Below are 26,422 nucleotides of genomic sequence, written 5' to 3'. Positions count from 1 at the left end.
CACCTTTTTATCCGTTTATTTTTTCCTTTTAACTCCCATTGAAGTTCCTTTTCTGAATGAACCTCTGGTTCTCTGTCCTCTACAAGGTAATCTTAACTCGTGTCTGACTCCTCTGTAGCATCTTATCTTTTTCATGTTTGTGATGTCTTCTTGTACTGTGAGTACGAGATCTGTTTCGATAAGGTGTTTATCGAGTCCTGAGTAAACATCTTTTTTCCTGTTGAACATCCATGAAGGGATTCCATGTGTTGCAGGGTCTTCCAATACTGATTCTATTTTTAAAACATCTTCGTCAGCTAAGTAACCAGCTTGTTGTTTAGGGTCTAATTCAGTAACTCTAATTACTGCTCTAGCCATCGCTCTACCAATACCTTTCATTTCTTGTAGTGCGTATTCAAGTGGGTTTTTACCTTCAAGGTCTGTTTTTGAGATTCTAATTCTGTGTTTGAATTCTGTCTGAGTCACTCTTTGCACCTCCAGAGATCTTCGTGTTTGACTGATAAGTATAGTAATAAAAAAATAAATGGCGCAGAGAGGGGGATTTGAACCCCCGCGAGGCAAAGCCTCATACGGTTTCCAGCCGTACGCCTTCCCAGGCTAGACTATCTCTGCACACAGATAGCTACTGATAGATATGATATATATGGAGTTATCACACTTTTTATTTAGTGTCTTTTTAACCGTGTTTTAATTATGGTCTCGTGTTTTCTATCACACTATACCTTATAAAATTTCATTTATATAGATTTCGATTTAGTCTTTGATTCGCCAATTTTGACGTCGTGTTTTAATTTACCTTAATGATTTCCTTAATTACCAACGCATTTATTGTATATATTCCTTTGCATGGATTAACAATATCTTTTAATTAGATAATTAATATATGAAAATGGTGGATTAAGTAAGATTAACAAATAAACCAATAGGTTTATATATTTGAACCATAATTCTTATTCATGCGTCTAATCGTAGGAAATGTGCCAAGGTAGTCTAGTCCGGCGAGGCAGCGGACTGCAGATCCGCTTCAGAGGGGTTCAAATCCCTTCCTTGGCTTTTTTTATTTTGGAAGTATTAATTTATAGATATTGATTAATCGATATATTTTCATAAATTTTGTAACACATAATTATATAAAATGTTTCAGCTATAACCTAGAAAATCATGAATTTCTATTTAATTCAATTATTTTTTTGTTTTTAATTGTTTAAAATTTTAGGAGGAAACACAATGCACTGGGCTGATGCAACATCGGAAAAAATAATGAAAAAAAGAAATGCAAACGAATATGTGGTATCAAGCGGCATTACGCCATCAGGTCACATCCACATCGGAAATGCAAGGGAAACACTAACTGCCGATGCAGTTTACAAAGGAATTGCAAAATCAGGTGCAAACGCTAAATTAATTTTTGTTGCGGACGATTACGATCCATTAAGGAAATTATATCCATTTTTACCTCAGGAATTTGAAAAATATATTGGAATGCCATTAAGTGAAATCCCATGTCCAGAGGGATGTTGTAAAAGCTATGCAGATCACTTTTTAATGCCATTTTTAAACAGCCTTGATGATTTGGGCGTTGATATTACAACACACAGGGCAAACGAATGTTACAAGGCAGGAATGTACGACGATGTAATTATAACTGCTCTTGAAAACAGGTTGAAAATTAAAGAAATACTCGATTCATACAGAAAAGAGCCACTTGCGGATGACTGGTTTCCTTTAAACGTTGTATGTGAAAAATGCGGTAAAATGCACGAAACCAAAGTTACTGCATACAATTCTGAAGATAAAACAATAACTTACGTCTGTAAATGCGGATTTGAAAACACAGTTCAACCATTCAACGGTATTGGAAAACTTCCGTGGAGAGTTGATTGGCCTGCAAGATGGGGTATCTTTGGAGTTACTGCTGAACCGATGGGAAAAGACCACGCAGCGTCGGGCGGTTCATACGATACGGGAATTAAGATTGCAAGACAGATTTACAACTATCAAGCACCAGAAAAAATGGTTTATGAATGGATCCAGTTAAAAATTGGTGACAAGGCAATGCCGATGTCTTCATCATCTGGAGTTGTATTCGCAGTAAAAGACTGGAACGAAATCTGCCACCCTGAAGTTTTAAGATTCTTAATTTTAAAAGGAAAACCAACAAAACACATAGATTTCGATTTAAAAGCAATTTCAAATTTAGTTGACGATTACGATGAACTCGAGAGAAAATACTTCGAATTAATCGAAAAAAGAAAAACTGAAGAATTAAATGACAGTGAAGATGAAAAAATAAGTTTATACGAACTCGTAACTCCAAAAAAACCTGAAAAATTACCACTACAGGTTGCATACAGGTTCTGTTCAATTATTGCGCAAATTGCACTCGATAAAGAAACCCAAGAGATTGACATGGAAAGAGTTTTCGATATTTTGGGAAGAAATGGATACAATCCAGCAGAATTTTCAGAATACGACAAATCAAGGCTTGAAAAAAGGCTTTACATGTCTAAAAAATGGGCTTCAGACTACGGTGAAAATTTAGAAATAAATGATCTCGAGCAAGCAAAAGAGCAGTACGAAACACTCTCAGAAGAACAAAAAGCATGGTTAAAATTGTTTGCTGAGGAAGTAGAAAAAATCGAAATCGATGCGACTACCGTTCACGAATTGATGTATGAAACCGCAACAAAATTGGACCTCGCACCAAAAGAAGCATTTGTTGCATCATACAAAATACTTCTCGGTAAAAACTACGGACCAAAGTTAGGAAGCTTTTTAGCATCCCTTAAAAAAGAGTTCGTGATTGGAAGATTTTCACTAACTGAATAATTTAATAAAACTTTTTTTCATTTTTTAAGTAACTTAAAAGCAATTTATCAATTTTTACAAAAACGGTTTTAACTACTCAAATCTTATAAAGTTATAAAAATAGTAAGGCAATATACATAAGTCCTAACGAGTTTGAAGAGGATACTATGATTGAAACTATATCATACCAAGAATTAAAGGGAAATAACAAAGAAATTGTCGATGAACAGTTTGAAAAGTTGATAGCGGAATTAAAAGAAAAATACAACGCACAAGTTTTATCAAACGAGTCAGACGACGAAGGGGAACTTTATACAAGAATTACGGAATTAAAAATAAAATTTGAAACAGTTTTGGACTACATTAAGTACTGTTTAATGTATGGTGCAGATTTGGATGTAGTATCCCCTACAAAATTGAAGATTTCTGGAAACGAAATGGGAAACACTATTCTTTACATTATCGATTTTTTCAAAAAATTCGCTAAAAAATTTGGTGTTGCATTCAACGTCTATGTAAAAAATGAAGTTGACGCAGATATAAACGCTTTGAAAGAAGGGCTTTGCGATGAAGATGATATTTATTTAATGGAAAGCGAAGAAGGACTTTTAAGGGTAAAAGCAGTATTTGAAGGCGACGGAAAATCCGAAGAGATAATTATTAAAAAGATACTCGCATCATTAAATCCAGATATTGTTGTAAACAAGGTAATTACAAAATCAATGGATGAATCAAAAGGTATTTTTTCAGGACTCGTTGCAATTGAGATGTTTTGTAAACCGTTCGACATTGTAGAGGTTGCGTACAAATTTTTGCCTGTTGCAATTTCTTTTGAAAATTCAGATATTGAACTTGATATTTCAGAATTACAAGATATTGGAAACGACCTTGGTGGCGCAGTATTTGAGCTTACGCACGCCGCTGCAAACATGAATAAAAAATAAAGATAAACATTAAGAATAAATTAAATAAATTATATTTGGATTTTAATTATTTTTATTATTCGACGTATTAAACATGGCTTAATTTTAGGTGAGATAAATGCATCCTTCGCTAAAATACATGAGAAAGGACAGGTTACCGCACATATTTTGTTCAGGTTGCGGTAATGGTATTGTTTTAAACTGCTTTACGAATGCTCTTGATAAATTATCCCTCAAAAACGAGGATTACATCGCAATTTCTGGTATCGGATGTTCTTCAAGGGTTCCAGGATACCTTTTCTGTGATTCACTCCACACAACCCATGGAAGACCAATTGCTTTTGCTCTTGGAACTAAGGTAATTCAAAACGACAAAAAAGTTGTTGTATTTACTGGAGATGGTGACCTCTCAGCAATTGGTGGAAACCACTTCATTCACGGATGCAGGAGAAACATCGACATAACTGTAATTTGTATAAATAACAATATTTACGGGATGACCGGAGGACAGTGTTCGCCAACAACTCCTCACGAGAAAAAAGCAACAACTGCACCTTATGGAAACCCTGAAAACCCACTTGATTTGTGCGAACTTGCAAAAGCAGCAGGGGCAACTTACGTTGCAAGATGGACTACTGCAAACCCGATCCAGCTTGCAAATTCAATTAAAAAAGGGATGGATAAAAAAGGATTTTCATTTATAGAAGTAGTTTCACAGTGTCCCACCTACTACGGAAGATTCAATGTTTCAAGGAAACCTTCAGAAATGATGAAAAATTTAAAAGAAAGTGCAACAACTGTTCGAAAAGCAGAAACTATAGAAAAAGAAGAACTTTTAAACAAAATAATTGTTGGGGAGTTTTTAAATATCGAGAAACCAGAATATGTCGAACAGCTTAAAAAATTACAGGAATAATGTGATACCATGAGAAAAGAGATAAGATTTTCAGGTTTTGGCGGTCAGGGAATAATTTTAGCAGGAGTTATTTTAGGACGTGCTGCATCCCTTTACGCTGGAAAAGAGGCAGTTCAGACACAGAGCTACGGCCCTGAAGCAAGGGGTGGTGCGAGTAAGTCTGAAGTTGTAATTTCAGAAAGCGAAATAGATTTTCCAAAAGTAATTCAGCCGGATATCCTCATTTCAATGTCACAACCTGCCTTTGATAAATACGGTTACGATTTAAAAGAAAATGCAAAAGTAATCGTTGATAGGGATTTAGTTACTATTCCAAACGGTTACGAAGGAAAATATGAAGTATACAAAGTTCCATTTACGGAAATTGCAAACAAGGAAGTTGGGCTTGGAATCGTTGCAAATATCGTAATGCTTGGTGCACTAACAAAATTGGCAGAATTGGTTTCAAAAGAAGAAGTTGAAAAAGCACTTCTCGATAGTATCCCGAAAGGAACGGAAAAAAAGAATTTAATGGCTTTTGAAAAAGGATATGATTACCTTTAACTTAAATTACATTTGCTAATTTTTTATATTGTTTAATTTAAAAAATAATGCTTTAAAAGATTTAATTTTTTAAGATACTACATTTTAAACATCAAATTAGATATTATTGGACATAAATACATTTATTTTAAATTTAAAAAATAATTATTCTTTAAATATTTATTTAAAGTTTATAAAATGCTGAAAAATAGATAAAAACCCCAAAAATCTTTTTTTAATCCTGTAATTTTTTAATTAATTATTTATAATTAAATCAACATTCTTTTTTAAAGAACTTGATTAATTTTCATGATTTGGATATTTATCAATCTAATTTAAGAGGATACTATGATAGAAAACTGTAAAATATGTGGCGGAACTGGAAAGAAGGTAGTAAAATATTCAGAATGTCCGGAATGCGAAGGAAAAGGTTATTTAGAAGAATTTGAAACAAAAAGTCATTTTAAAAACGCTTCTAAAAATTCAAAATATGATTTTGACGATGAAGAAATTCCATGCCCCACATGCAATGGAACCGGAAAAATTCCGGAATATGAAGATTGCGAGTACTGCAACGGAACTGGAAAAGTTGTAAAATGCGACTCATGCGGTCGTGAAATTGGAAAATATCCTGAAGATAAAGACTTAAACACTTGTGAGAACTGTAGTGGTAAGGAAGAAGAACAAAAAGAGAACAAAAAGGTTGTTTATGTTTTAGACAACATGTTTACCATGAACGATCTTGAAGAAGGTAAATTTTACAAGGGAAAAATTAACCGAACCGAAAAATACGGAGTATTCGTTCAGTTGAATGAAAAAACAAGAGGTCTTTTAAGATTCAGGGAAGTTGTTGGAAAAAGGCCAAGCGATTTTAATATCGGGGACGAAATTATTGTCCAGGTATCCGAATTAAAACTCGAAAAAAGAGAACTTGATTTAAGATACGTTCCAATTGCAGGATACAAACTCGAAAAACTCGAAAAAGAACACGAATTAATCGATATCAAGGAAATATTTGATACGGGATTAATGAACATGAAAGATAAAGTTATTCGAGTTCAAGGAGAAGTTCTCCAGGCAGCTCAAACACCCGGTCCAACAGTATTTACTATTACAGATGGTTCAGAAGTTGCATGGGTTGCAGCATTTGAATCTGCCGGAGTTAGGACACACCCTGATGTAGTAATGGGTTCAATTATCGATGTAGTTGGTTCCGTTTCTGTAAGGGATGGAAAACTTCAGATCGAAAGAATGAAACTTGAAAAACTCGAAGGCGACGCTGAACAAAAAGTAAAAGATAAAATTGACATTGAACTTGATAAAAAAGCAGAGCCTGATAGCGACATCGAATTTTTAGTTGAAAGTGACATTTTGGAAAAATTAAGGCCAAAAATGGCGGATGTTGCAAAAAGAATCAGAAGAGCAGTTTTAGATGGAAGACCTGTAATTATAAGACACCACGCAGATACGGATGGATATTGCGGTGGAATTGCAATTGAAAAAGCAGTAATCCCTGTTTTGGAGAAATATTCAATGGATTCCGGTGCACAATGGCACTACTTTAGAAGAAGCCCTTCAAAAGCTCCATTTTATGAATTAGAAGATGTAACCAAAGATTTAGTATTTTCAATTGAAGATTACTTAAGATTTGGACAGAAAATGCCTTTAATTGTTCTTGTAGATAACGGAAGTACTGATGAAGATATTCCTGCAGTATCCCAAGTTAAAGCATACGATATCGAAGTTGTTGTAGTGGATCACCACTTCCCTGGCGAAGTAATCGATGGAAAAGTAGAAATTGATGAATTCGTTGAAGCACACGTAAATCCTTACCTCGTTGGAGGAGACAGCAACCTTACAGCAGGTGTTTTGGCAACAGAAGTTGCAAGAATGATAAATCCAGATGTTACCGAACTCGTTGAACACTTACCTGGTATCGCAGTTGTTGGCGACCACGCAAAAGGCGAAGCTGTAGAGAACTACATAAAAATAGCACTAGAAAGACTTACAAAATGCAGTGCTGAGTTTGGAACTGGAAAAGTATATTCCAGAGAAGATGTTGAAAAAATCGGTCAGTGCATGGATTTTGAAGCATTTTACTTAAAATTCATGAACGGAATGGGTATCGTAGAAGACATCTATGGAATGAACAAAAAAGACTTTGCAAGGCATGAAAAACTTATAAACATACTTTACGAAAGAGCAATGGCAATGGTTGACAGGCAGATGAAAGCCGTACGCCCTGCAATAAAAACAGAAATCTTACCAAATGGAATTGTATTCAACACGTTGGATGTTGAAAAATATGCACACAAGTTTACATTCCCTGCTCCTGGAAAAACCTGTGGATTTGCACACGATTCAATAGTTCAACAGTATGAACCTGGAACTCCAGTAATTACCCTTTCATATGGCCCTGATTTTGGAGTAGTTCGTGCAACTGATGCAGTAAGCGAAAAATTCAGCTTCAATTTAAATCACATCGTGACACAATTCATCGATGAAATTCCTGAAGCATCGCTTGATGGTGGTGGACACGAGTGTGCAGGAAGTTTGAAATTTGTTGAAGGATTGAGAGAAAAAGTAATAAATAGATTCTCAGAAGTAGTTTTAGAAATGAAAGAAAAAGATTAATTAAAATTAACTTTTTTATTTACAATTCGGTGTTAACATGGGAGTTCAATTTGGAGATTTGATACCCAAAACGGAAATCTCTTTAAAATTTTTAAAGAATAAAACTGTTGCAATAGATGCAATGAACGTAATTTACCAGTTTTTATCAAGCATTCGTTTAAGGGATGGAAGTCCTTTAAAGAATAAGAATGGGGAAATTACTTCAACTTACAACGGTATTTTTTATAAGACAATTTACATGCTAGAAAATGAAATGACCCCAATATGGGTTTTTGATGGCAAATCTCACGATTTAAAAGAAAAAACAAAAGAAGAAAGACGAAAATCCAGAAATGGTGCGCTTGACAGTTATTTGGAAGCAAAAGAGCAGAATAACTTGGAAGAAATGCAAAAATATGCTAAAAGAGCAAATTTTTTGGATAAAAAAACAATCGATAATTCCAAAAAACTCCTTGAATTGATGGGAATTCCATATATCAATGCTCCATCAGAAGGGGAGGCCCAATGTGCAGAACTTGTAAAATCAAACGATGCATTTTGTGTAATAAGTCAGGACTACGATTCAATTCTTTATGGTGCGGAAAACGTTGTAAAAAACATAACTTCATCAAATAAAGATATTGAATTGATAGAACTTCAAAAAACCTTATCTGAATTAAATGTTTCTCTTAACCAGTTGATTGATGTTGCAATACTGATTGGAACGGACTACAATCCTGGTGGATTGAAAGGATTCGGTCCAAAAAAAGCGATTGATACGGTTAAAAAAGGTCAAATGGAAAAGTATATTTCAGAAATTGAAAATTATTCTGAGATTAGAAAAATATTTGATGAACCTAATGTAACATCAGAATACGATACAAAATTGAAAACCCCTAAAAAAGAGGAACTGGCAGAATTTTTGATCGAAGAAAATGATTTTTCAAAAGATCGAATTTTACCAAACATTGAAAAAATTAGCAATCTTTTGGGCAATAAAAAATCCCAGAAAAATCTTGAAGCCTGGTTTTAGGTGCAAATATGATGAAAGTATACAGTTTAACCAAAATCTCCCCTATATTTTGGATATTTTTAATTCCTCTGATAATCCTTGGTTTAATTTTGATTATCCCAATAATATTTTTAGCAATCGTTTTGGGAGCAATTTATTTGGGTTATAAAAAAATTAAATCTGGAATTAATGGAATTATTAGAAAATTAAAAACTAAAAAGATTAAAGTTACAGGCAGTTCTGACAACGGAGAAGTTCTGATAAACTTTTCAAAAAAATTGGAAATTGAGGAAGAATCTGTCGAAGAAGATATCCCCGTAATTTTCGAAGATAAATGTGAGAATTGGGAACATAAGCAGTTTATTAATTATTTAATGAATAATGGATTATCTGAAAACGATGAAAAACTCTATTATTTCGATAAATCGGTATATCCCGTTTATAAAAAGACATACCCTGTAAACGAAGTTATAAAACTTTACGAAGAAACTCCAGAGGAAGATATGATTGTTTTGGGTTTAAAAGGAGACTACGATGACCCTAAATTATTATATATAATTCCAAAAGAGAAATGTAAAAGCAGGATGAGTATTTCTGAGCTTAAAGAATACGAAATAAATTTAAAAAACCAAGAGATAAATAACCTTAGTTTATAATGTAGTTAATGTGAAAACATGGAAATATTGGATAAATGTGTAGGATGTGCAGGATGTGTTCCATTCTGTCCGGTCGGGGCTATTTCTGCGGTTGGTAAGGCAGAAATTGATATTGAAATTTGTACAAATTGTGCGATATGTAAAAGTTATTGTCCTCTAAATGCAATAACTGAATAAATAGACTTTAAAATCAGGTGGTTTGATGTATATTGGTAGATTTTTGGTTCTTGGAAAAACGGATGAAGGAAATCCTTTTGTAACATACAGGGTTTCAAGCAGGAGCTTTCCAAACAGGGTTGCAAAAGTAATGGATGATAATACTGTTGCAATTTTACCAAAAGACTTGGAAGAAATGTTTAAAAATCCATATATTACCTATAATTGTGTAAAGCTCGTAGGTGACGTTGCAATAGCTACAAACGGTTCACACACAGATATAATTGCAGATAAAATTAAGCTTGGACTTCCAATAAGGGATGCTTTATCATATTCATTATTGACAATGGACTATGAAAAAGATGACTACAATACTCCAAGAATTGCAGTAGTTTTAACAAAAGACAGTGCATACATGGGATATGTAAGTGAAAACGACGTCAGAATTAAAAAAGTTGAATTAGAATCTGGAAAAGCGTACTACTTGAGTGTTTACGAAGCATGTAATATCACAAAGCACCAGGTAATTTCAGTTGCGGGAAAAACTGCAGAAGAAGTAACTAAATTTGTAATGGACTACGAAGAATTTGAAAAACCAGTAACTGCAGCAACAGTTTTGTTAAAAGATGGATTTAAGCTTGCAACACTTTAATTTTTCTATTTTTTTAACTTATTTGGTGAAATTTTGAAAATTTACAATAATTTTGAAAATGAGATTCCAAAAAAGCTTTTTTTAGCAGGAATTCACGGCAGTGAATCGAAATATACTTCACAGATTTTAGAAAATTTACAAAAAAATATTTTAAATTTAAAAACTTTTGGAAATATAATAATCGTATCCGAACTTGTAAACGATTCAAAGTATTATTCCACATTAAATCCAGAATACTATGAAACAGAGACGGGAAAATCTCTTTTAGAATTAATTGGAAAATATAAACCTGAATTTTATTTTGAAATCCATTCGTATTCAAAAAAATCTTATTCCAATTTAACTGAATTAAAACGAGTCGATTTGAAAGGAATTCCTCCGTTTGTTGATTTAAATAATGGGGTTTTGATGGCATCGATTTCTCCAATATTGCGAGGAAAATTTAAAAAAACAGACCTCTGCATGACTATCGAAGTTCCAAACTGGAAAGTTGATGAAGTTGAAAAAACGGTCCTTGAAATTTTGGAATTTGGAATAACTTCAAAAAATAAGAATGGAATGGTTGAAAAAATTTTTAATAAATATCCAAAAGAAGTAAGTTATGCAAAATGGCTTGCCGATGAATTCAATCTAACTTTTTTGTAAAATTTTCAAGTTACATTACTTATAAATATCTTTATTTATAACTCTAATAAAAGCGAAACACAAAATGGTGAAAGGATGAAGTTTTTCTTAGACACTGCAAATGTTGAAAAAATTAAAGAATTTAACGCACTTGGTTTAGTTGACGGAGTTACAACAAACCCAAGTTTAATCAAAAAAGAAGGAAGAGACTTCTACGAAGTAATCAAAGAAATCTGCGCAATTGTTGACGGTCCAGTAAGTGCTGAAGTTATTGCACTTGATGCGGAAGGAATGGTTAAAGAAGCAAGAGAACTCGTAAAACTTGCAGAAAACGTTGTAGTTAAAATTCCAATGACAAAAGAAGGAATGAAAGCAGTAAACATTCTCTCAAAAGAAGGAATAAAAACAAACGTTACATTAATCTTTTCAGCAAATCAGGCATTACTCGCAGCAAAAGCTGGAGCTTCATACGTTTCCCCATTCGTTGGAAGACTCGATGATGTTGGACAGGATGGAATGTTTTTAATTTCAGAAGTAATGCAAGTCTTTAGCGCATACGGAATCGAAACAGAAGTTATCGTAGCTTCAGTAAGACACCCAATCCACGTTATCGAATCCGCAAAAATGGGCGCAGACATTGCAACAATTCCATTTGACGTACTTGACAAATTATTCAACCACCCATTAACAGATAATGGAATTGAAAAATTCCTCGCTGACTGGGAAGCACACATGAACAGATAAATTCTTTTAATTTATTTTATTTCGATTTTTTTATAAATCCGGTGGTTTTTATGTCATTTCAAATTGATAAACGGGCTTATCAGTCTTTAAAAAATTTTTCAAACATAATTTACAAAAATGCGATAATCAATAAAGACGATTTTTCTAAAACGGAAGAAATTGTTGATATAACTTATAATGGAAATTTCGTTGCAAAAGCATTATACGACCCAAAATTTCCGTTAATTAAAATTTTAACAAGGGAAAACGAAGAAATTGATAAAGATTTCTTTTTCAAACGGATAAATAACGCAAATAATTACAGAACGGATATATTAAATTATAACGATACTTACAGGATGATTTATGCAGAAGCAGACTATTTACCGTCAATAATTCTTGATAAATACAATAAAATTGCTTCAATTCAGATTTCATCGAATATTATGGATAATTACTCCGATTTAATTTTTGAATGTATTTCTGAAATTACCGATGTTGAAACAATGTATGTTCAGAGCGGTAAAAAGGGAAGTGACGTAAAAACGAAGATTTTTGGAGATAAATCACAAATTGAAACTGTAATTTCCGAAGGAAACGCTAAATTTAACGTAAACATGAAGGGCCATAAAACTGGATTTTTCTTAGATCAAAGGGATAATAGAATTGATCTTGAAAATTATGTAAAACCAGGAGATAAAGTACTTGATGTTTGTAGCTACACTGGAGGCTTTGCAGTTCACGCGGGAATTAATGGTGGAAATGTTACAGCAGTAGATTTATCTGAAAAAGCACTCGCAGTTGCAGAAGAAAACATGGAATTAAACGGTGTTAAAAATTATAACTTTATAGTTTCAAATGCTTTTGACGCAATGAAAGAAATGATTAAAAATAACGAGAAATTCGATGTTGTAGTGCTTGACCCACCTGCATTTACGGATTCTTCAAAAGATATCAAAAATGCGTTAAATGCTTATAATTCAATGAACTATCTTGGATTGAAATTGGCAAAAAGAATTCTTGTGACGTGCTCTTGTTCACACCACATTGATCGGGAAAACTTTAAAAATACAATTGTTTCTTCATCAATAAGGGCTAAAAAAGAGATAAGGCAAATCGGGGCATACAGGACACAGGCACCTGACCACATAATAACAATGGCAAATAAAGACCTTGAATATTTGAAGTGTTTGTTCTTCAATGTAGTAAACTAATAAAAATGATCAACGCATATCTTTGAAAAGTAAAAATTGTGAGAATAAAATACGGTGAGACTATGATGGTTCCAGAATCCCATCCAAGATACAAATCATTATTAAATCGAGACAGAATTGTAGAAGCATTTGAATCAGGCGTTTTGGCAAAAGGCGGAATGATTGCTCACGGGAGGGGTGAAACTTTCGATTATTTGATCGGAGAAAACACAACCGATGTTGCACTAAATTCCATAAGAGTTTCAGCAGCTCTTTTAGTTTTAGCAGAAAACCCAGTAATTTCGGTAAATGGAAACAGCGTAGCTTTGGCAAAAGACGAGTTTGTTGAGTTAGCAAAAGAATTAAATGGCAAAATAGAAGTTAATTTATTTTACAGGACAAGTGAACGGGAAGAAAAAATAAAAGATGTATTTGAAAGTGATATTGGGGATGGAATTGTTCTTTTAGGAATTGATAATGCAGATAAACAAATTCCCGGTGTTGATCACTTGAGGGGAAAAGTTTCAGAATCTGGAATTTACACTGCAGATGTAGTTTTAGTTCCCCTGGAAGATGGAGATAGGGCTGAAGCACTCGTTAAAATGGGAAAAACGGTAATTGCAATCGATTTAAACCCTCTTTCAAGAACCGCAAGAAAATCAACAATTTCAATAATCGATGAACTTACAAGATGTATTCCATTAATTACAGAATATGTAATTGAATACAAAAAAATGGATAGGGCTGAACTCTTGAAAATTGTTGAAAGCTACAATAACGAAGAAAATTTGCGAAATATATTGAATTTAATTTCGAAAAGATTAACATCAATAGATTTAATTTAAATTTTTTTATTTTATTTTTTTTAATTAAAATTCGAATTTAAGCAGAAGTTTTCCAAAGTCAGTGATAGTGATTACTGCTTGGTCTTTTTCGATAAAACCGTATTTTAAGAGTGGGTCGATCCTATCGTATGCAGATCTCCTATGTATTCCAAGCGATTTTGCAAGTTCTTCAACTTTTACCGAACCTCCAAGTTCGTGGATTTTTAAAAGTGTTTCTTTTGTTGCAGGGTGTTTTGTAAACATGTGAATTCCTTCTTTTGCACTTATCGTAACTAAATCTGGTGCAAAAGAACACATGCTCATTGAATAGTTTCCATATTTTCTAAAAGATATTTCTCCAAAAGTCGAACTTCCAAAAAACGGATTTATATCCGAATTTTCAATCAGTTTTTCAATTTCTTCAGGATCAATTTCTGATAAAAACGATGAAATATTGTAAAATGTAAATGCAGGGTCATAATGTGGTTGAGTATTCTTCAAAACATTTGTGTTGGTTTCAAATATCTTTTTCAATTCATTTTTATCAATAGTTTCTATTTTTAATTCATTTGAGTTGCTTATATTGGACCCTGTAATTAATTTTTTATTTTTAATTGCTATCGGACCTTTAAAATGGATATCTCCTGCAGTATCCAAAATACCTAAAGGATGTGATAAATAGAATTTAGGGTCTTTTTCAAGGTCTTTTACAGAACCCTCATATCCTGAAATTTCAATATATCTTTTTATTGCAGAAATATTTCCTATTTCTTCAATAGCACGTTTTTCTGATTTATTTATTACATTTTCCAATTTTCCATGATGTTCTTTGTACTCGTGGTCATTGTATGATATTTTTGGTACGATATCCCCACCAAATGCGACGCAAACAATACTGTCGAGATAAACATCGTTTCCATACTGGTATGTATGTTCGAATTCGAAATTATCGGAGGAAACTCCTCCAAAAATCGGGATTGTAACCCCAAGTTCTTCAACAATTCCTTTTAAAACCTGTTCTTCGCATTTACAAAAATCCATTATTACATAAAGCAATTTTGGAAGCATCCCGAGGTTTTCAACTGCATCTTTAACTGCTTTTTTTCCCGATTCTTTTGGGTTTATCGAAATTCCAAGTCCGACACCCATTCCGGTACTGAAGTATTTTGAACCCAAAATTCCAATCGAAACCCCGTTTTCCAAAAATTTATTTCCACAAACTTGGAATTTTGAACTTCCACCGACTATCTGTACAGTGTTTCCAAGAATTAACTTTACTCCGTTAAGAACTTCTTCAGGATCATAGTCTGGAGAAGAATATAAAAATACAATATTTGGTTTTTCTGAATACTTCTTCATCATTTTCAAAGCATTGGATGCAGCATGAGCCCCCGCTTTTAAAGAATTTTCATCTGTTGAAGTACCGTACCCGAATTCGATAAATTCCACAATAACACCAGTATTTAGATTAAATAATAATTTTAAAGTACCAGTAATTTAAATAACAATATAAATGTGCTTCGTAATCTATAAATATTATACGGTCATAGTTTTTTTTGCTTATTATATGAGGTCATATTTATATATGTGATGTGTGCTCTGAGTACCACAAGTCTATCTTTTTTAAATCAAAGCCAATTATGATGATTTAACCCTAAATTAGGTGTATCGAATGAAAAAAATTTTAGTAGTTGAAGATGAAGAAGATATATTGAATCTCGTTAAAATTATTTTAGAAATTAATAATTATGAAGTTATCGTGGCACATGATGGATATCAGGGGCTCGAACAGGTTAAGGAGAATCCAGATCTAATTATTCTTGATATTATGATGCCAGGAATGACAGGATGGGAGTTCTTGGATAAAATTAGAAATGAAGGTTTTGAGATTCCTGTAATTGTATTGACTGCAAATGCACAAATGAGTACTCTTGAAACTGCGATTAATAAAAAAGTTGATGATTGTGTTGTTAAACCTTTTGATAGGGAAGATTTAATGGAAAAGGTTAGTTCAATACTTAATAAAAATTAAATTACATTAAGGGTTAGGGGATTGAAATGAACACTATACCTCCTATTAAACGATTGGGAACTAAATTAATAATTTATTCCATAATCACGGCGTTAATTCCAATAGTAATGCTCGGTGCGGTATCTACTGATACGATAAACACCGAAATGACAAACCAGGCACAGGAAAAAATAAATGATGATTTAAATACTGCAGAGAGTGTGGTAACTCTTAAACTGGATAAAATTTCTGCAATGAACAAGTATATCGTTTCTAATGGGGATACTGTTGATCTTTTAAAGAAGGGCAATACATTGGAACTGAAAAATGTGGCATTATCTTATAAGGATGCATCAGATCCTGATTTTGTTGTTTTTTTTGATAAAGATGGAAATGTAATTGCAAGGTCGAATTCTGATGTAACCGGGGATAAATCTTATGAAAGTCTTTTTAAAATGGTAATAAACAGTACTGGATACACCTCAATAGAAGTTCTCGATAAAGAAGCCATAAAATACGAAAATGTTGATGAAATAGTAAATATTGATATAAAAGGAACAGAAGATTCGATAGATTCTACGGAAAGTGTTCAAGATAGTGCAATGGCTTTGATATCTATTGAACCAATCTATGATGAAGATGGAACTTTACTTGGGGCTGCAATGGCAGCAGATATTCTGAATAAGGATTATTCTATTGTGGATACTGTAAAAGACGCTTCAAAAGATGCTACAACAATATTTTTAGGTGGTGTCAGGATATCCACAAATGTTCAGGACAATGGTGGAAGGGCAATTGGAACACTTGTTTCAGAAGAGGTCTATAAATATGTTGTTTTGGATGGAAACACGTACTATGGTAGGGCTTTTGTTGTAAATGAATGGTATTTAACGGCTTATGAGCCAATTTATGATTCAAATGGCAAAATTATAGGAATGTTATTTGTCGGAACTCCCGAAAGTAAGTTTTTAGCATTACAGGCAGATGTTAGAAATCAAACCTTTGCAGTTGGATTGATTGGATTATTTATTGCCTTGATGGTCTCATACCTTATAAATCGAGGAATAATAAGTCCACTTGAACAATTAAAGCAGGGTGCCGAACGGGTAAGTAATGGAAGATACGATCAAAAAGTCATTGTTGATTCTGACGATGAATTTGGTGAACTTGCAAAAGCATTTAACAAGATGGCAACTCAAATCAATATTTCTGATGAAAAGCTAAAGAAACACGCAGAAGAATTGAAGGCATCATATAATGAATTAAAAGAACTCGATAATTTAAAATCCGAATTAATTGCAATTGTTTCACACGAATTAAGAACTCCGCTTACTTCAATAAAGGGTTACGTTGAACTGGTCCTTGATGGTACAATGGGTGCAATAAACGATTCCCAGAAAAAGTGTTTGCAGGTTGCAGACGATAACATCGTAAGACTTAGGAGATTAATTGAGAGTATGCTTGATCTTTCAAAGATTGAACGTGGAGAACTTGAGATGTACCGCGAAAAGGTAAATCTTAAAGGAATAGTATGCGATGTTATCGAATATTTAAAGCCGCTTGCAACTGAAAAAAATATTAAATTAAACAGGGAAGTTGAAGAAATTACTATTGAAGCAGATAAAGATAGGATTACTCAGGTTCTCACTAATTTGATAGAAAATGCGATAAAATTCAGTCCTGCAAATGAATCCATTATGATAAGTGGTGTTTTAGAGGACGAACACGTTCATTTGAAAGTAACTGATCACGGTGCAGGTATTCCTAAAAAAGACATGGAAAAAGTATTCAACAGGTTTTACCAGGTTGATTCATCAACAAAGCGGAAAAAAGGTGGATCAGGTCTTGGACTTGCAGTCTGTAAAAGTATTGTCGAAGCACACAAAGGTTCGATCTGGGTTGAAAGTGAACTTGGAAAGGGAAGTACATTCCACATACTCCTTCCAATATCTACCGAATCCCAATAAACTGAATTATTTTTTTTAAAATATTATATTTTTAAAAGAGTACTGGCGATTTTTTAGAGTTTTTTTAAATTTGAATAAATATTATCCTTAAAATGATCTTAATATTTATTTTATAATTTTACATACAAATATCCAGATAATAAATTATATATATTTTCAATATCAAAATTATGAATGGTTTTGTGGGGCGCGTATATCTAAGAGGTGTCCTTATGGTTTTTGAAGGAAAGTTTATAATTACCACTGCAGATGACATTCCCGGGCTCGGGCTGTACTATATGGGCATAGTCTCTGCAGTATCTGATAATGTAGATGCTATCGTTGAAGATTTAAAAAAACAAGTACTTGCTAAAGGCGGTATGGGATTAGTAGCTTTTAGGATTGCTTGTGCAGATGGTAAATTTTTAGGATACGGTACCGCAGTTAAAGCAGACGAAGGCCAGTTCACAATGGCTTAAACCCATTTTTTATTTTTTTAAAGTTAGAATACTAAAAAATTTCAACAACTTGAAGTTAATTAATATTAATTAACAAAAATTATTAATTAATACGTGTAAATTACTCTCTTTTTTTAATATAATACAGTATTTAACCTTTATGATACGTTCTCAACCGATAACTATAATATATAATACATACATATGTGGTGGTAGTACCCCACAAGACCACAATATTCACATGGAGGTAATATCATGGATGTAAACCCACCCGACAAAATGGTGGAACTTGCAGGAAATGCAGGTCAGGTAAAAGGAAACCTTAGTCCAAGCCAACTTCTTGTCAGAGGAGTTATGGGCGGCGCTTACATTGCAATAGGTGGTGGACTCGCTACCGTTGTAGGAACAGGAATAGGTACGGCATTAGGTGCCGGTTTTGGTAAATTCATGGCAGCCGCAGTGTTCCCCGTAGGGCTGATCTTGATTATCTTAACAGGAATGGAACTGGTTACTGGAGATATGATGTTACTGCCTGTAGCAGTTTTCCAGAGAAAGGCTTCCTATGCACAGTTGATAAAAGTATGGATTTATGTTTACATTGGTAACCTTATTGGTTCCTTAATATATGCTTCAATGATGGCATTTGGTCCATTGAGATCATTTGACACGACAACCGGTGCAGCTAGTGTAAATGCATTTGGTCAATCAGCAATAAACACCGCTCAAGCTAAAGTTTTACCATACATGGCAGCAGGATCTGTCGGATGGCTTGCAGCACTTGTTAAAGGTATTGGTTGTAACTGGTTAGTTAACCTTGCAGTTATTGGTTCAATGGCTTCAACGAGTATTCTCGGTAAGTTCTTCATGATATGGTTCCCAATCATGGCGTTCGTTGCAACCGGATTTGAGCACTGTGTGGCAAACATGTATTTCATCCCTGCAGGTATGATGCTTGGTGCAACAGTAAGCGTTGCAGACTGGTGGCTTTGGAATATCATTCCAGTAACCATTGGAAACATCATCGGTGCAGTGGTATTCGTATCAATGATCTACCAGTTCGCATACGGTAAAAAAATCTAAAGATGAAGAACATTAACTTCATCTTTTTGGTGTTATAATGCAATTAAACGTATCTCTAAGTGATCTAAAAAGACACGCAAAAACCACGCCATCAGCATTTATTTCGCTGATAATATGTTTAGTATTTACAGCGTGGTCTGTCTATGTTAGTAGAAATATATGGATACTAATTATGGCAATTCCATTTATCTTAGGTTTAACATTAATTCCGATTAAAATTTCTCAGATGAATAAAGAATTATCAGATCAACTCCTCCCCGAATACGTAAACTACGCTGAGGAATACAATATATCGGAAATAACCAAAGATAGCTTAAATCAGAGAGTCAAAGTCACAGGAAAATTGGATAAAGTAATATATGGAATTTCTACGAAACCAACTATCCGAGTTAAAGATAATACTGGAGAAATATTCTCCAACTTAATTTCTCCTGTTCCGGAAGGAATAAAAAAAGGGGATATTATAGAACTATACGGAATTGTAGCAAAAGACTACAAATTTTTCGGAATAATGGGTATTCCAAATCTTTGGAAGCCTAAAATCTATGGAATTGGTGTCCGAAAAATCTAAAGATACATGGAGGTTATAACTTGGGAGAAAACGCAAAACCGAAGAAAAAACTCGCAATTGTGACCTGCATGGATACAAGGCTTGTCAACTTCCTTTCCGAAAAGCTCGGAATAGCTCAAGGTGACGCAAAAGTAATCAAGAACGCAGGAAATATCATAACCGAAGATGTAATCAGGTCACTAGTGATCGCAGTATATCTTTTGGATGTTGAAGACATCATGGTTATAGGCCATACAGATTGTGGAATGGCAGCTGCAGACTTTGAAACTGTTAAGAAAAAAATGGTAGAGCGAGGTGCAAATCCAAATTTCACACCTGATTTTGAAGCATGGCTTGGCAGAATGTACTGCGAAGAAACCAATGTTATCGAAGGTGTTGAACTTTTGAAAAACCACCCTGCATTCCCTAAAGATATCAATATCGATGGATATGTAATGGATATTGAATCAGGGGATTTAGTAAAAATAGCCTAAAATTAGAATGTGGATGATGCCTGAGTGGCGGACACATCCCGTATCTAACCCATTAGAGTTTAACTAGCCAAATTAGCCAAATAGTTCAGATAAAATAGCCTAACTTTATCTGCCTACATTAGCCTACATAAAATACTTAACTATATCTACCATTTTTTATATTTCAATTTATTCATTTAATCTTATCCATTATGTCATAATAAATTATAATAGCACAACTGGATGGTGTGAACCAGTTTTTAGGAACACCGTCTTTTTAATCGAACCAAACTTGCCATTTTATAACTAAAATGGTGATCAAAAAATGGAATTAAACTTCATTCATACGATTTGTCCATATTGCGGTACAGGTTGCGGTGTGGACCTCGTAGTAAAGGATGGCAAACTTGTTGGGACCAATCCTTTTAAAAGACACCCTGTAAACGAGGGAAAAACCTGTATTAAAGGTAGTTATTGTCACGAATTTGTACACCGTGATGATAGGTTGAAAACTCCATTGATCAGAAAAAATGGAGAATTGGTGGAAGCATCATGGGATGAAGCACTAGAATTGATTTCTGGTAAATTAAAAGATTATTCCCCTGAAGAAATCGGATTCTTTTCATCTGCAAGATGTACCAATGAAGACAACTATGTATTTCAAAAATTTGCAAGAACAGTAATGAAAACTAATAATGTTGATCACTGTGCGAGACTTTGACACTCGGCAACTGTGGTCGGTTTAGGGCAAGCCTTTGGTTCAGGTGCTATGACAAATTCAATTTCGGATATAGAAGATGCAGACTGTATATTCATAATCGGTTCAAATACGTTTGAACAACACCCTTTGATTGCGAGAAGAGTCGTTCGTGCAAAAGAAAAGGGAACTAAAATAATTGTAATAGATCCAAGATACACTCCAACTGCAAAACAGGCTGATTTGTACTTACAGTTATTACCCGGTACAAATATTGCAGTTTTAAATGCAATAATGAATGTAATCGTGAAAGAAAAATTAATCGATGAAGAATTCATCAAAAATAGGACAAAAGGATACGAAGAACTTAAGAAAACTCTTGAAACCTATACTCCCGAGTATGCGTCAAAATTATCTGGTGTAGCTCCGGAATTAATTGTCGAAGCTGCTAAAATGTATGGTAGTGCAGGTGCCGCATCGATACTTTACTGTATGGGTATAACGCAATTCACAACCGGTGTAAATAACGTAAAATCTTGCTGCAATTTGGCAATGATTACTGGAAATATTGGAAAACCGGGAACTGGTGTAAATCCATTAAGGGGCCAGAATAACGTTCAAGGAGCATGTGACATGGGTGCACTTCCAAACGTATTCCCGGGATACCAGGCAGTTCCTGCAAACCATGAAAAATATGCAGAAGCATGGAACACATCTGTTGATCCAAATGTAGGTCTTTCGATTCCAGATATGCTTGCAAAAGCTGGAGAACAGGTTAAATGTATTTATGTAATGGGTGAAAACCCGATGGTTTCAGATCCGGATATTCACCACGTAGAACATGCGTTGAAAAGCCTTGATTTATTGATCGTTCAAGATATTTTCTTAACAGAAACCGCACAGGTTGCAGATGTAGTTTTACCTGGGGCTTCATGGGCTGAAAAGGATGGAACTTTCTCAAATACTGAAAGAAGAATCCAAAAAATCAACAAAGCAGTAGATTCTCCTGGTGAAGCAATTGCTGACTGGAAAATCGTGAAAATGATTGCTGAAAAGATGGGTCAAGGGGAATTATTTAATTTCAATACTCCTGAAGAAGTATTCCAAGAAATTTCAAAAGTAACTCCTCAATACGCAGGTGTAACTTACGAAAGACTTGGTGTAGATGGACTCCACTGGCCATGTAAAACCTGTGAAGACCCAGGAACTCCAATTCTCCACTGTGAAAAATGTTTAACTCCAGATGGACTTGGAAATATCTTTGCAATAGACTATGCAGATCCAGACGAAATGGCAGATTTGGAATACCCAATGACCCTTACAACCGGTAGGATCATTTTCCACTACCACACAGGAACAATGACCAGAAGAAGTAAGCATATGGCTGATGAAATAAACGAAGGATTTGTTGAAATTCATCCCGAAGATGCCAAAAATATGGGAATTAAAAACAAACAGAAAGTCAAAGTTTCAACCCGAAGGGGCGAAGTCGTTGTAAATGCGAAAGTAACACCAAATATCAAACAAGGTGTTGTATTTATGCCGTTCCACTTTGCAGAAACTGCAGCTAACATCTTAACAAATCCTGCTCAGGATCCAAACTGTAAAATCCCAGAATACAAGGTATGTGCTGCAAAGGTGGAAAAAATATAATTTTCCCAAAATCGGGATTTTAAACGAGGGATATCATGAGCAATGAAATGTATTATGTACAGGCTTCTGACCCTGCAATACTCGAAAAAGGAGAATGTGGTGGTGCAGTTACTGCACTTTTCAAATATCTTTTAGACAAGGGTATTGTAGATGGTGTTTTAGCTTTGAAAAAAGGTTTAGATGTATATGACGCAATTCCAACGTTTGTTACATCTTCAGAAGATTTGTTGAGTACTGCAGGTTCTCTACACTGCGCTCCAACGATGTGGGGCGGAATTATAAAAGAATATTTGCAAGATGTAAAAATTGCAGTTCCAGTAAAACCTTGCGACATGAGGGCAATCGTTGAACTTGCAAAAAGGGTCCAGATTAATCTTGACAACGTCTACATGATTGGATTAAATTGCGGTGGAACGGTTCCTCCAAAAACTGCAATGGAAATGATAAAATTATTTTACGAAGTAGATCCTAAGGATGTTGTAAAAGAAGAGATCGACAAGGGTAAATTCATAATTGTTATGAAAGACGGATCCCACAAAGAAGTTAAAATGCACGATCTCGAAGACAACGGCTACGGAAGAAGAGTAAACTGCCAGAGATGTGACGAAAAAATCCCACGAAAAGCAGATATTGCTGCTGGAAACTGGGGTGTAATCGGAGAAGATGCTGGAAAATATACCTTCATGGAAGTATGCACTGAAAAAGGTAAGCAGTTACTTAAAGATGCAGAAAAAGATGGGTATGTTAAAACAAAAGCCCCAAATCCAAAAGGAATTGAAATAAGGGCCAAAGTAGAAAGCTCAATGTTAAAAATGGGTGAAGACTACAAGAATAAATGGCTTGAAGAAAAATATCCATCAATTGAAGAATGGAACAGGCAGTGGAATAAGTGTATAAAATGCTACGGTTGTAGGGATGTATGTCCAGTATGTTTCTGTAAGGAATGTGCCCTCACTGCAGACTACATCGACACAGGATCAATTCCACCTGATCCAATAATGTTCCAAGGGGTCAGAATGTCTCACATGGCATTTAGCTGTGTAAATTGTGGACAGTGTGAAGATGTATGTCCTATGGAAATTCCGGTTGCAAGAATATTCCACAAAATTCAGGAAAAAACAAGAAAAGAGCTTGGTTACAGGCCTGGTGTGGATGATAAAGCACCACCTGCGCTTGGAGGCTCATGTCCAACCCAATAAATTATTTATTTTTTAATTTTTTTAGTTCTGAAACATAACCAACAAAAGCACCTGCTGAAATTGTATCCCCAAGTCCAACGGTACTTTTTGGGTTCTCAACGATTCTTGAAGGAACTAAAATAATTCTATAATCCTCTAATTCTTTTTCTTTTGATATTTTTTCAACTAGTTCTTTTAGCAATTGGCCGTGTTTATTATGGGGTATTTCAAGCCCAATTTTTAAATCGCCAACATTTGAAATCTGTCCGAGTGCAGCTTTTGTTGATGCCAAAATTGTCGCAAATTCAAGGGTTTTTTCTAACGATTTATCGCTTAAAATACCGCCCTTTTTACAGAGATACATTATATAATAGAGCGTATGAACCTGCATTCCTTCTAAATTATATCTTTCAAGGAGTATTTTTGAAGCTTTCAGCACATCTTCAATTCTGCTGTATTTTAAAATTCCTTCGCTTAATTCTTCGTAACCTAAAACATGGATTATATTTGCAATTTCAGTTTCATCCATCCCAACACAGTCAACTTCGGGTAAAATTGATTCCGCAATTTTTTTTCTCATTTCAGTATTCTGGATAGATGCAAATTCAAAATGGACTTTTAAGTCTTTATTTTCTTTTTTTAACAATTTTATATCTTCTTTAACTCGATTTAAATAGTATTCCGCAGTTTTTCCGTCAGAATATTCCTCTTTTATTGCTTGAACCCCTGAAATTATTGCACAATCAACCAATCTTCCAATATCGGGTAGATGATTTTTCAATCCTTTTTCTATTTCAATTCGCAAATTTTCAGGGCGAGATGCGACAATAAATCGATTAGATCGCGGAGTTATAATTTTTTCATTCTGTAAATGAAATTCAATATCTTCCTTATACTCGAAAATCCGGTTTATCTTAAGTTCATCGTTTTTAAAAGATTCAATTGGTTTTTTTAAAACTAATTTTCCATCGATTAAATTTGGGAATACTAAATTTTCATTATTTTCAAACATTTCAGCCTGTTTTTTTGCTAAAATTGGTGAATAGAAAATTATTCTTTTTAAATTCAAAATAGAAAGCAAATTTGAGATTATGCCAACCTGGCCACCAATTCGTTCTTCATTATAATTCAAACCGTTAAAAAAAGGTTCAATTTCTAAATTATTTTTCAAAGGAACTTCTGCAGGTTTTCCCGATTTCATGGCATGAATAAGCCTCGCAACAAAATCTATCGGTTTTTCAATTGTTCTAGGGTATTCTTCGATTTTTAATCCAATGTCGGAATCACTAAAATTTTCTTTTAATTTTTCAATATCTGATGAATCTGCCAAATATTTCAATGCATCGACATTTACATTATATGCTAAAAAAATAGATACGTTTGAAAAGTTTTTAAATTGGTTAAGCAGTTCCATACATACCCCTCAAAAATAACTTATTTGGAAGTTATAGTATATTTTCCATTTAGATATTTTTCAGAATTAATTTTTGAGCCAGTTAAACATTCATGGGCTATTTTTTTCCCATATTCAACTGCAGGCTGGTCAAATGCATTAATCCCGTAAAGTTCTCCAGAAATGGCAGTCTGCATCTCATACATCAGGAAAAGTTTTCCCAAAGTAATTTCGTTTAATTCTGAAAGCGAAATCTTCACATTTGGGACATTATTATGTGTCATCGAGTTTTCAGTTCCAACCAGTTCTGAACCGATTATTTCTGATAAATTATGGCCTGAAAGATGGTGTTCATACTCATACTCAATTTTTAAATCATTTTTGTATTTATTTACTTTTAAAAATGTCGCAATTTTATCATCTGGTCCATCCATATAGAGTTGAAGCTGGGAATGTTGACTTGTTGCACCAACTGCAATAACAGGGGTCTGTCCAAAACCTTTTTTACCTAAACTCTCAGCCCAGAGCTGTCCATACCACATTCCAAAACTTCTAAGTCTTTCAATGTATGGCATCATTACCGAAACGGTTTTTCCACGGTTATACATAATTTTATGGATTACTGCATTCAGTAGGGCTGGATTTTTGAAAATATCTTCTTTTTTACAGGATTTTTCCATGGATTTAGCGCCTTCAATTAATTTTTCAATATCTACGTTAGTACACGAAAGAGGTGCAATTCCAACAGATGATAGAACAGAAAATCTTCCCCCAACATTTTCTGGAACTTCAAAATGAATGTAATTTTCTTTTTCAGTAATTTTTTTAAGTTCTCCACCGCTAGTTATTGAAACTACATGTTTTTTCAAATCGATATTTTTCTTTTTCATCAAAGTCCTAACTATAAAGAAATTTGCGAGAGTTTCAACTGTGTTTCCAGATTTGCTGATTACAAACACGAGAGTTTTTTCTAAATCGATATTTGAAAGGATATCTTGGGTTTTTTCGGGGTCAGAATTGTCCATATAAAATATTCTTGGAATTTCATATCTTGATGAAAAATTTCCAAGTATTCCAGCTTCAGTGGCTCTTAACCCCAAATTTGATCCACCTATCCCAATAATTAGCATATTTTCAAAATTTTTGGAATACTCTTTTAATTCCTGGTATCTATCCAAATTATCATTCAAAACATCTAGGAATCCTAAATTACCATTTAATTCTTTTTCCTTTAAAATTTCAATAGTTTTGGAAGATTCGTCTCTAAAAGATTCTAATTCATTTATACTAATTCCAGAATTCCCTAAACTTTCTTCCATTACATTATCGTATTTGAAGGATAGTTCCCCGTTCATATTACT

25 protein-coding genes and 2 tRNA genes are annotated in these 26,422 nt (G+C 33.9%); 22 read left to right on the top strand and 5 right to left on the bottom strand.

Annotated elements, in window-relative coordinates:
* Positions 1-15 precede the first annotated feature (15 nt).
* Positions 16-465: a 30S ribosomal protein S13 gene (locus HNP90_RS00745; RefSeq protein ID WP_011976963.1), complete on the bottom strand. Its 450-nt coding sequence runs from the start codon at positions 463-465 to the stop codon at positions 16-18.
* Positions 466-524: 59 nt separating this feature from the next.
* A tRNA-Ser gene (locus HNP90_RS00740) sits at positions 525-612 on the bottom strand.
* A gap of 367 nt (positions 613-979) precedes the next feature.
* Between HNP90_RS00740 and HNP90_RS00735 the strand changes: the two genes are divergently transcribed.
* The 14 genes from HNP90_RS00735 to HNP90_RS00670 all read left to right on the top strand — a co-directional run bounded on the left by HNP90_RS00735 (position 980) and on the right by HNP90_RS00670 (position 13,643).
* Positions 980-1,053 (top strand) — tRNA-Cys (locus tag HNP90_RS00735).
* 174 nt (positions 1,054-1,227) lie between these two features.
* A complete protein-coding gene (lysS, locus tag HNP90_RS00730) occupies positions 1,228-2,829 on the top strand; it encodes a lysine--tRNA ligase (protein ID WP_011976962.1) in 1,602 nt (533 codons plus the stop codon).
* Positions 2,830-2,975: 146 nt separating this feature from the next.
* Entirely contained in the window at positions 2,976-3,752 is a 777-nt protein-coding gene (locus HNP90_RS00725; RefSeq protein WP_011976961.1) for a hypothetical protein, read from the top strand.
* A 97-nt stretch (positions 3,753-3,849) separates the two neighbouring features.
* A complete protein-coding gene (locus HNP90_RS00720; protein ID WP_011976960.1) occupies positions 3,850-4,647 on the top strand; it encodes a 2-oxoacid:ferredoxin oxidoreductase subunit beta in 798 nt (265 codons plus the stop codon).
* Between the two features lie 9 nt (positions 4,648-4,656).
* The gene (locus HNP90_RS00715; protein WP_011976959.1) at positions 4,657-5,190 is read left to right on the top strand and encodes a 2-oxoacid:ferredoxin oxidoreductase subunit gamma; all 534 of its coding nucleotides are present in this window, start codon (positions 4,657-4,659) and stop codon (positions 5,188-5,190) included.
* 327 nt (positions 5,191-5,517) lie between these two features.
* On the top strand, positions 5,518-7,803 hold the full coding sequence (locus tag HNP90_RS00710) for a DHH family phosphoesterase (protein WP_011976958.1): 2,286 nt from the start codon (positions 5,518-5,520) through the stop codon (positions 7,801-7,803).
* A gap of 37 nt (positions 7,804-7,840) precedes the next feature.
* Positions 7,841-8,815, top strand: coding sequence for a flap endonuclease-1 (fen, locus tag HNP90_RS00705; protein ID WP_011976957.1), 975 nt, complete (start codon positions 7,841-7,843; stop codon positions 8,813-8,815).
* 8 nt (positions 8,816-8,823) lie between these two features.
* A complete protein-coding gene (locus tag HNP90_RS00700; protein ID WP_011976956.1) occupies positions 8,824-9,450 on the top strand; it encodes a hypothetical protein in 627 nt (208 codons plus the stop codon).
* 18 nt (positions 9,451-9,468) lie between these two features.
* Positions 9,469-9,627 carry a 4Fe-4S binding protein gene (locus tag HNP90_RS00695; protein ID WP_011976955.1) on the top strand — a complete coding sequence of 53 codons (159 nt, stop codon included), beginning with the start codon at positions 9,469-9,471 and terminating at the stop codon, positions 9,625-9,627.
* A 25-nt stretch (positions 9,628-9,652) separates the two neighbouring features.
* The gene (locus HNP90_RS00690; protein WP_011976954.1) at positions 9,653-10,258 is read left to right on the top strand and encodes an IMP cyclohydrolase; all 606 of its coding nucleotides are present in this window, start codon (positions 9,653-9,655) and stop codon (positions 10,256-10,258) included.
* 33 nt (positions 10,259-10,291) lie between these two features.
* On the top strand, positions 10,292-10,903 hold the full coding sequence (locus HNP90_RS00685) for a DUF2119 domain-containing protein (RefSeq protein WP_011976953.1): 612 nt from the start codon (positions 10,292-10,294) through the stop codon (positions 10,901-10,903).
* A 75-nt stretch (positions 10,904-10,978) separates the two neighbouring features.
* Positions 10,979-11,626, top strand: coding sequence for a fructose-6-phosphate aldolase (gene fsa, locus HNP90_RS00680; RefSeq protein ID WP_011976952.1), 648 nt, complete (start codon positions 10,979-10,981; stop codon positions 11,624-11,626).
* Between the two features lie 50 nt (positions 11,627-11,676).
* Positions 11,677-12,819, top strand: coding sequence for a class I SAM-dependent rRNA methyltransferase (locus HNP90_RS00675; protein ID WP_011976951.1), 1,143 nt, complete (start codon positions 11,677-11,679; stop codon positions 12,817-12,819).
* A gap of 62 nt (positions 12,820-12,881) precedes the next feature.
* Positions 12,882-13,643, top strand: coding sequence for a 4-phosphopantoate--beta-alanine ligase (locus HNP90_RS00670; RefSeq protein WP_011976950.1), 762 nt, complete (start codon positions 12,882-12,884; stop codon positions 13,641-13,643).
* Positions 13,644-13,667: 24 nt separating this feature from the next.
* Here HNP90_RS00670 and HNP90_RS00665 read toward each other — a convergent pair whose 3' ends face one another.
* Entirely contained in the window at positions 13,668-15,071 is a 1,404-nt protein-coding gene (locus HNP90_RS00665) for an FIST signal transduction protein (RefSeq protein ID WP_011976949.1), read from the bottom strand.
* Between the two features lie 223 nt (positions 15,072-15,294).
* Between HNP90_RS00665 and HNP90_RS00660 the strand changes: the two genes are divergently transcribed.
* The 8 genes from HNP90_RS00660 to HNP90_RS00625 all read left to right on the top strand — a co-directional run bounded on the left by HNP90_RS00660 (position 15,295) and on the right by HNP90_RS00625 (position 23,689).
* The gene (locus HNP90_RS00660; protein ID WP_011976948.1) at positions 15,295-15,654 is read left to right on the top strand and encodes a response regulator transcription factor; all 360 of its coding nucleotides are present in this window, start codon (positions 15,295-15,297) and stop codon (positions 15,652-15,654) included.
* Positions 15,655-15,680: 26 nt separating this feature from the next.
* Entirely contained in the window at positions 15,681-17,600 is a 1,920-nt protein-coding gene (locus HNP90_RS00655; protein WP_011976947.1) for a cache domain-containing protein, read from the top strand.
* Positions 17,601-17,812: 212 nt separating this feature from the next.
* Positions 17,813-18,058, top strand: a complete 246-nt coding sequence (locus HNP90_RS00650; protein WP_011976946.1) for a selenium-binding protein — start codon at positions 17,813-17,815, stop codon at positions 18,056-18,058.
* 234 nt (positions 18,059-18,292) lie between these two features.
* The gene (locus HNP90_RS00645; RefSeq protein WP_011976945.1) at positions 18,293-19,117 is read left to right on the top strand and encodes a formate/nitrite transporter family protein; all 825 of its coding nucleotides are present in this window, start codon (positions 18,293-18,295) and stop codon (positions 19,115-19,117) included.
* A gap of 37 nt (positions 19,118-19,154) precedes the next feature.
* Positions 19,155-19,688, top strand: a complete 534-nt coding sequence (locus tag HNP90_RS00640; protein ID WP_011976944.1) for a hypothetical protein — start codon at positions 19,155-19,157, stop codon at positions 19,686-19,688.
* Between the two features lie 20 nt (positions 19,689-19,708).
* Positions 19,709-20,161, top strand: a complete 453-nt coding sequence (locus HNP90_RS00635; RefSeq protein ID WP_011976943.1) for a beta-class carbonic anhydrase — start codon at positions 19,709-19,711, stop codon at positions 20,159-20,161.
* 304 nt (positions 20,162-20,465) lie between these two features.
* Entirely contained in the window at positions 20,466-22,490 is a 2,025-nt protein-coding gene (locus HNP90_RS00630) for a formate dehydrogenase H subunit alpha, selenocysteine-containing (protein WP_011976942.1), read from the top strand.
* Positions 22,491-22,525: 35 nt separating this feature from the next.
* On the top strand, positions 22,526-23,689 hold the full coding sequence (locus HNP90_RS00625) for a Coenzyme F420 hydrogenase/dehydrogenase, beta subunit C-terminal domain (RefSeq protein WP_011976941.1): 1,164 nt from the start codon (positions 22,526-22,528) through the stop codon (positions 23,687-23,689).
* Between the two features lies 1 nt (position 23,690).
* Here HNP90_RS00625 and pfkC read toward each other — a convergent pair whose 3' ends face one another.
* Together pfkC and pgi are read right to left on the bottom strand one after the other, a co-directional pair.
* Entirely contained in the window at positions 23,691-25,082 is a 1,392-nt protein-coding gene (gene pfkC, locus HNP90_RS00620) for an ADP-specific phosphofructokinase (protein WP_011976940.1), read from the bottom strand.
* 20 nt (positions 25,083-25,102) lie between these two features.
* A complete protein-coding gene (gene pgi / locus HNP90_RS00615) occupies positions 25,103-26,416 on the bottom strand; it encodes a glucose-6-phosphate isomerase (RefSeq protein WP_011976939.1) in 1,314 nt (437 codons plus the stop codon).
* Positions 26,417-26,422: the final 6 nt, after the last annotated feature.

Source organism: Methanococcus maripaludis, assembly GCF_013760955.1.
Classification (GTDB): domain Archaea; phylum AGJL01; class Methanococci; order Methanococcales; family Methanococcaceae; genus Methanococcus; species Methanococcus maripaludis_A.
This window is presented reverse-complemented; position numbering and strand designations above follow the sequence as displayed.

What these genes read in the sequence shown, in the direction of transcription:
- HNP90_RS00675 (WP_011976951.1), top strand. Translation starts at nt 11,677, where the DNA reads ATGTCATTTCAAATTGATAAACGGGCTTATCAGTCTTTAAAAAATTTT.
- HNP90_RS00655 (WP_011976947.1), top strand. Translation starts at nt 15,681, where the DNA reads ATGAACACTATACCTCCTATTAAACGATTGGGAACTAAATTAATAATT.
- HNP90_RS00640 (WP_011976944.1), top strand. Translation starts at nt 19,155, where the DNA reads ATGCAATTAAACGTATCTCTAAGTGATCTAAAAAGACACGCAAAAACC.
- pfkC (WP_011976940.1), bottom strand. Translation starts at nt 25,082, where the DNA reads ATGGAACTGCTTAACCAATTTAAAAACTTTTCAAACGTATCTATTTTT.
- pgi (WP_011976939.1), bottom strand. Translation starts at nt 26,416, where the DNA reads ATGAACGGGGAACTATCCTTCAAATACGATAATGTAATGGAAGAAAGT.
- lysS (WP_011976962.1), top strand. Translation starts at nt 1,228, where the DNA reads ATGCACTGGGCTGATGCAACATCGGAAAAAATAATGAAAAAAAGAAAT.
- HNP90_RS00695 (WP_011976955.1), top strand. Translation starts at nt 9,469, where the DNA reads ATGGAAATATTGGATAAATGTGTAGGATGTGCAGGATGTGTTCCATTC.
- HNP90_RS00720 (WP_011976960.1), top strand. Translation starts at nt 3,850, where the DNA reads ATGCATCCTTCGCTAAAATACATGAGAAAGGACAGGTTACCGCACATA.
- HNP90_RS00650 (WP_011976946.1), top strand. Translation starts at nt 17,813, where the DNA reads ATGGTTTTTGAAGGAAAGTTTATAATTACCACTGCAGATGACATTCCC.
- HNP90_RS00660 (WP_011976948.1), top strand. Translation starts at nt 15,295, where the DNA reads ATGAAAAAAATTTTAGTAGTTGAAGATGAAGAAGATATATTGAATCTC.
- fsa (WP_011976952.1), top strand. Translation starts at nt 10,979, where the DNA reads ATGAAGTTTTTCTTAGACACTGCAAATGTTGAAAAAATTAAAGAATTT.
- HNP90_RS00710 (WP_011976958.1), top strand. Translation starts at nt 5,518, where the DNA reads ATGATAGAAAACTGTAAAATATGTGGCGGAACTGGAAAGAAGGTAGTA.
- HNP90_RS00715 (WP_011976959.1), top strand. Translation starts at nt 4,657, where the DNA reads ATGAGAAAAGAGATAAGATTTTCAGGTTTTGGCGGTCAGGGAATAATT.
- HNP90_RS00670 (WP_011976950.1), top strand. Translation starts at nt 12,882, where the DNA reads ATGATGGTTCCAGAATCCCATCCAAGATACAAATCATTATTAAATCGA.
- HNP90_RS00645 (WP_011976945.1), top strand. Translation starts at nt 18,293, where the DNA reads ATGGATGTAAACCCACCCGACAAAATGGTGGAACTTGCAGGAAATGCA.
- HNP90_RS00690 (WP_011976954.1), top strand. Translation starts at nt 9,653, where the DNA reads ATGTATATTGGTAGATTTTTGGTTCTTGGAAAAACGGATGAAGGAAAT.
- fen (WP_011976957.1), top strand. Translation starts at nt 7,841, where the DNA reads ATGGGAGTTCAATTTGGAGATTTGATACCCAAAACGGAAATCTCTTTA.
- HNP90_RS00625 (WP_011976941.1), top strand. Translation starts at nt 22,526, where the DNA reads ATGAGCAATGAAATGTATTATGTACAGGCTTCTGACCCTGCAATACTC.
- HNP90_RS00725 (WP_011976961.1), top strand. Translation starts at nt 2,976, where the DNA reads ATGATTGAAACTATATCATACCAAGAATTAAAGGGAAATAACAAAGAA.
- HNP90_RS00700 (WP_011976956.1), top strand. Translation starts at nt 8,824, where the DNA reads ATGATGAAAGTATACAGTTTAACCAAAATCTCCCCTATATTTTGGATA.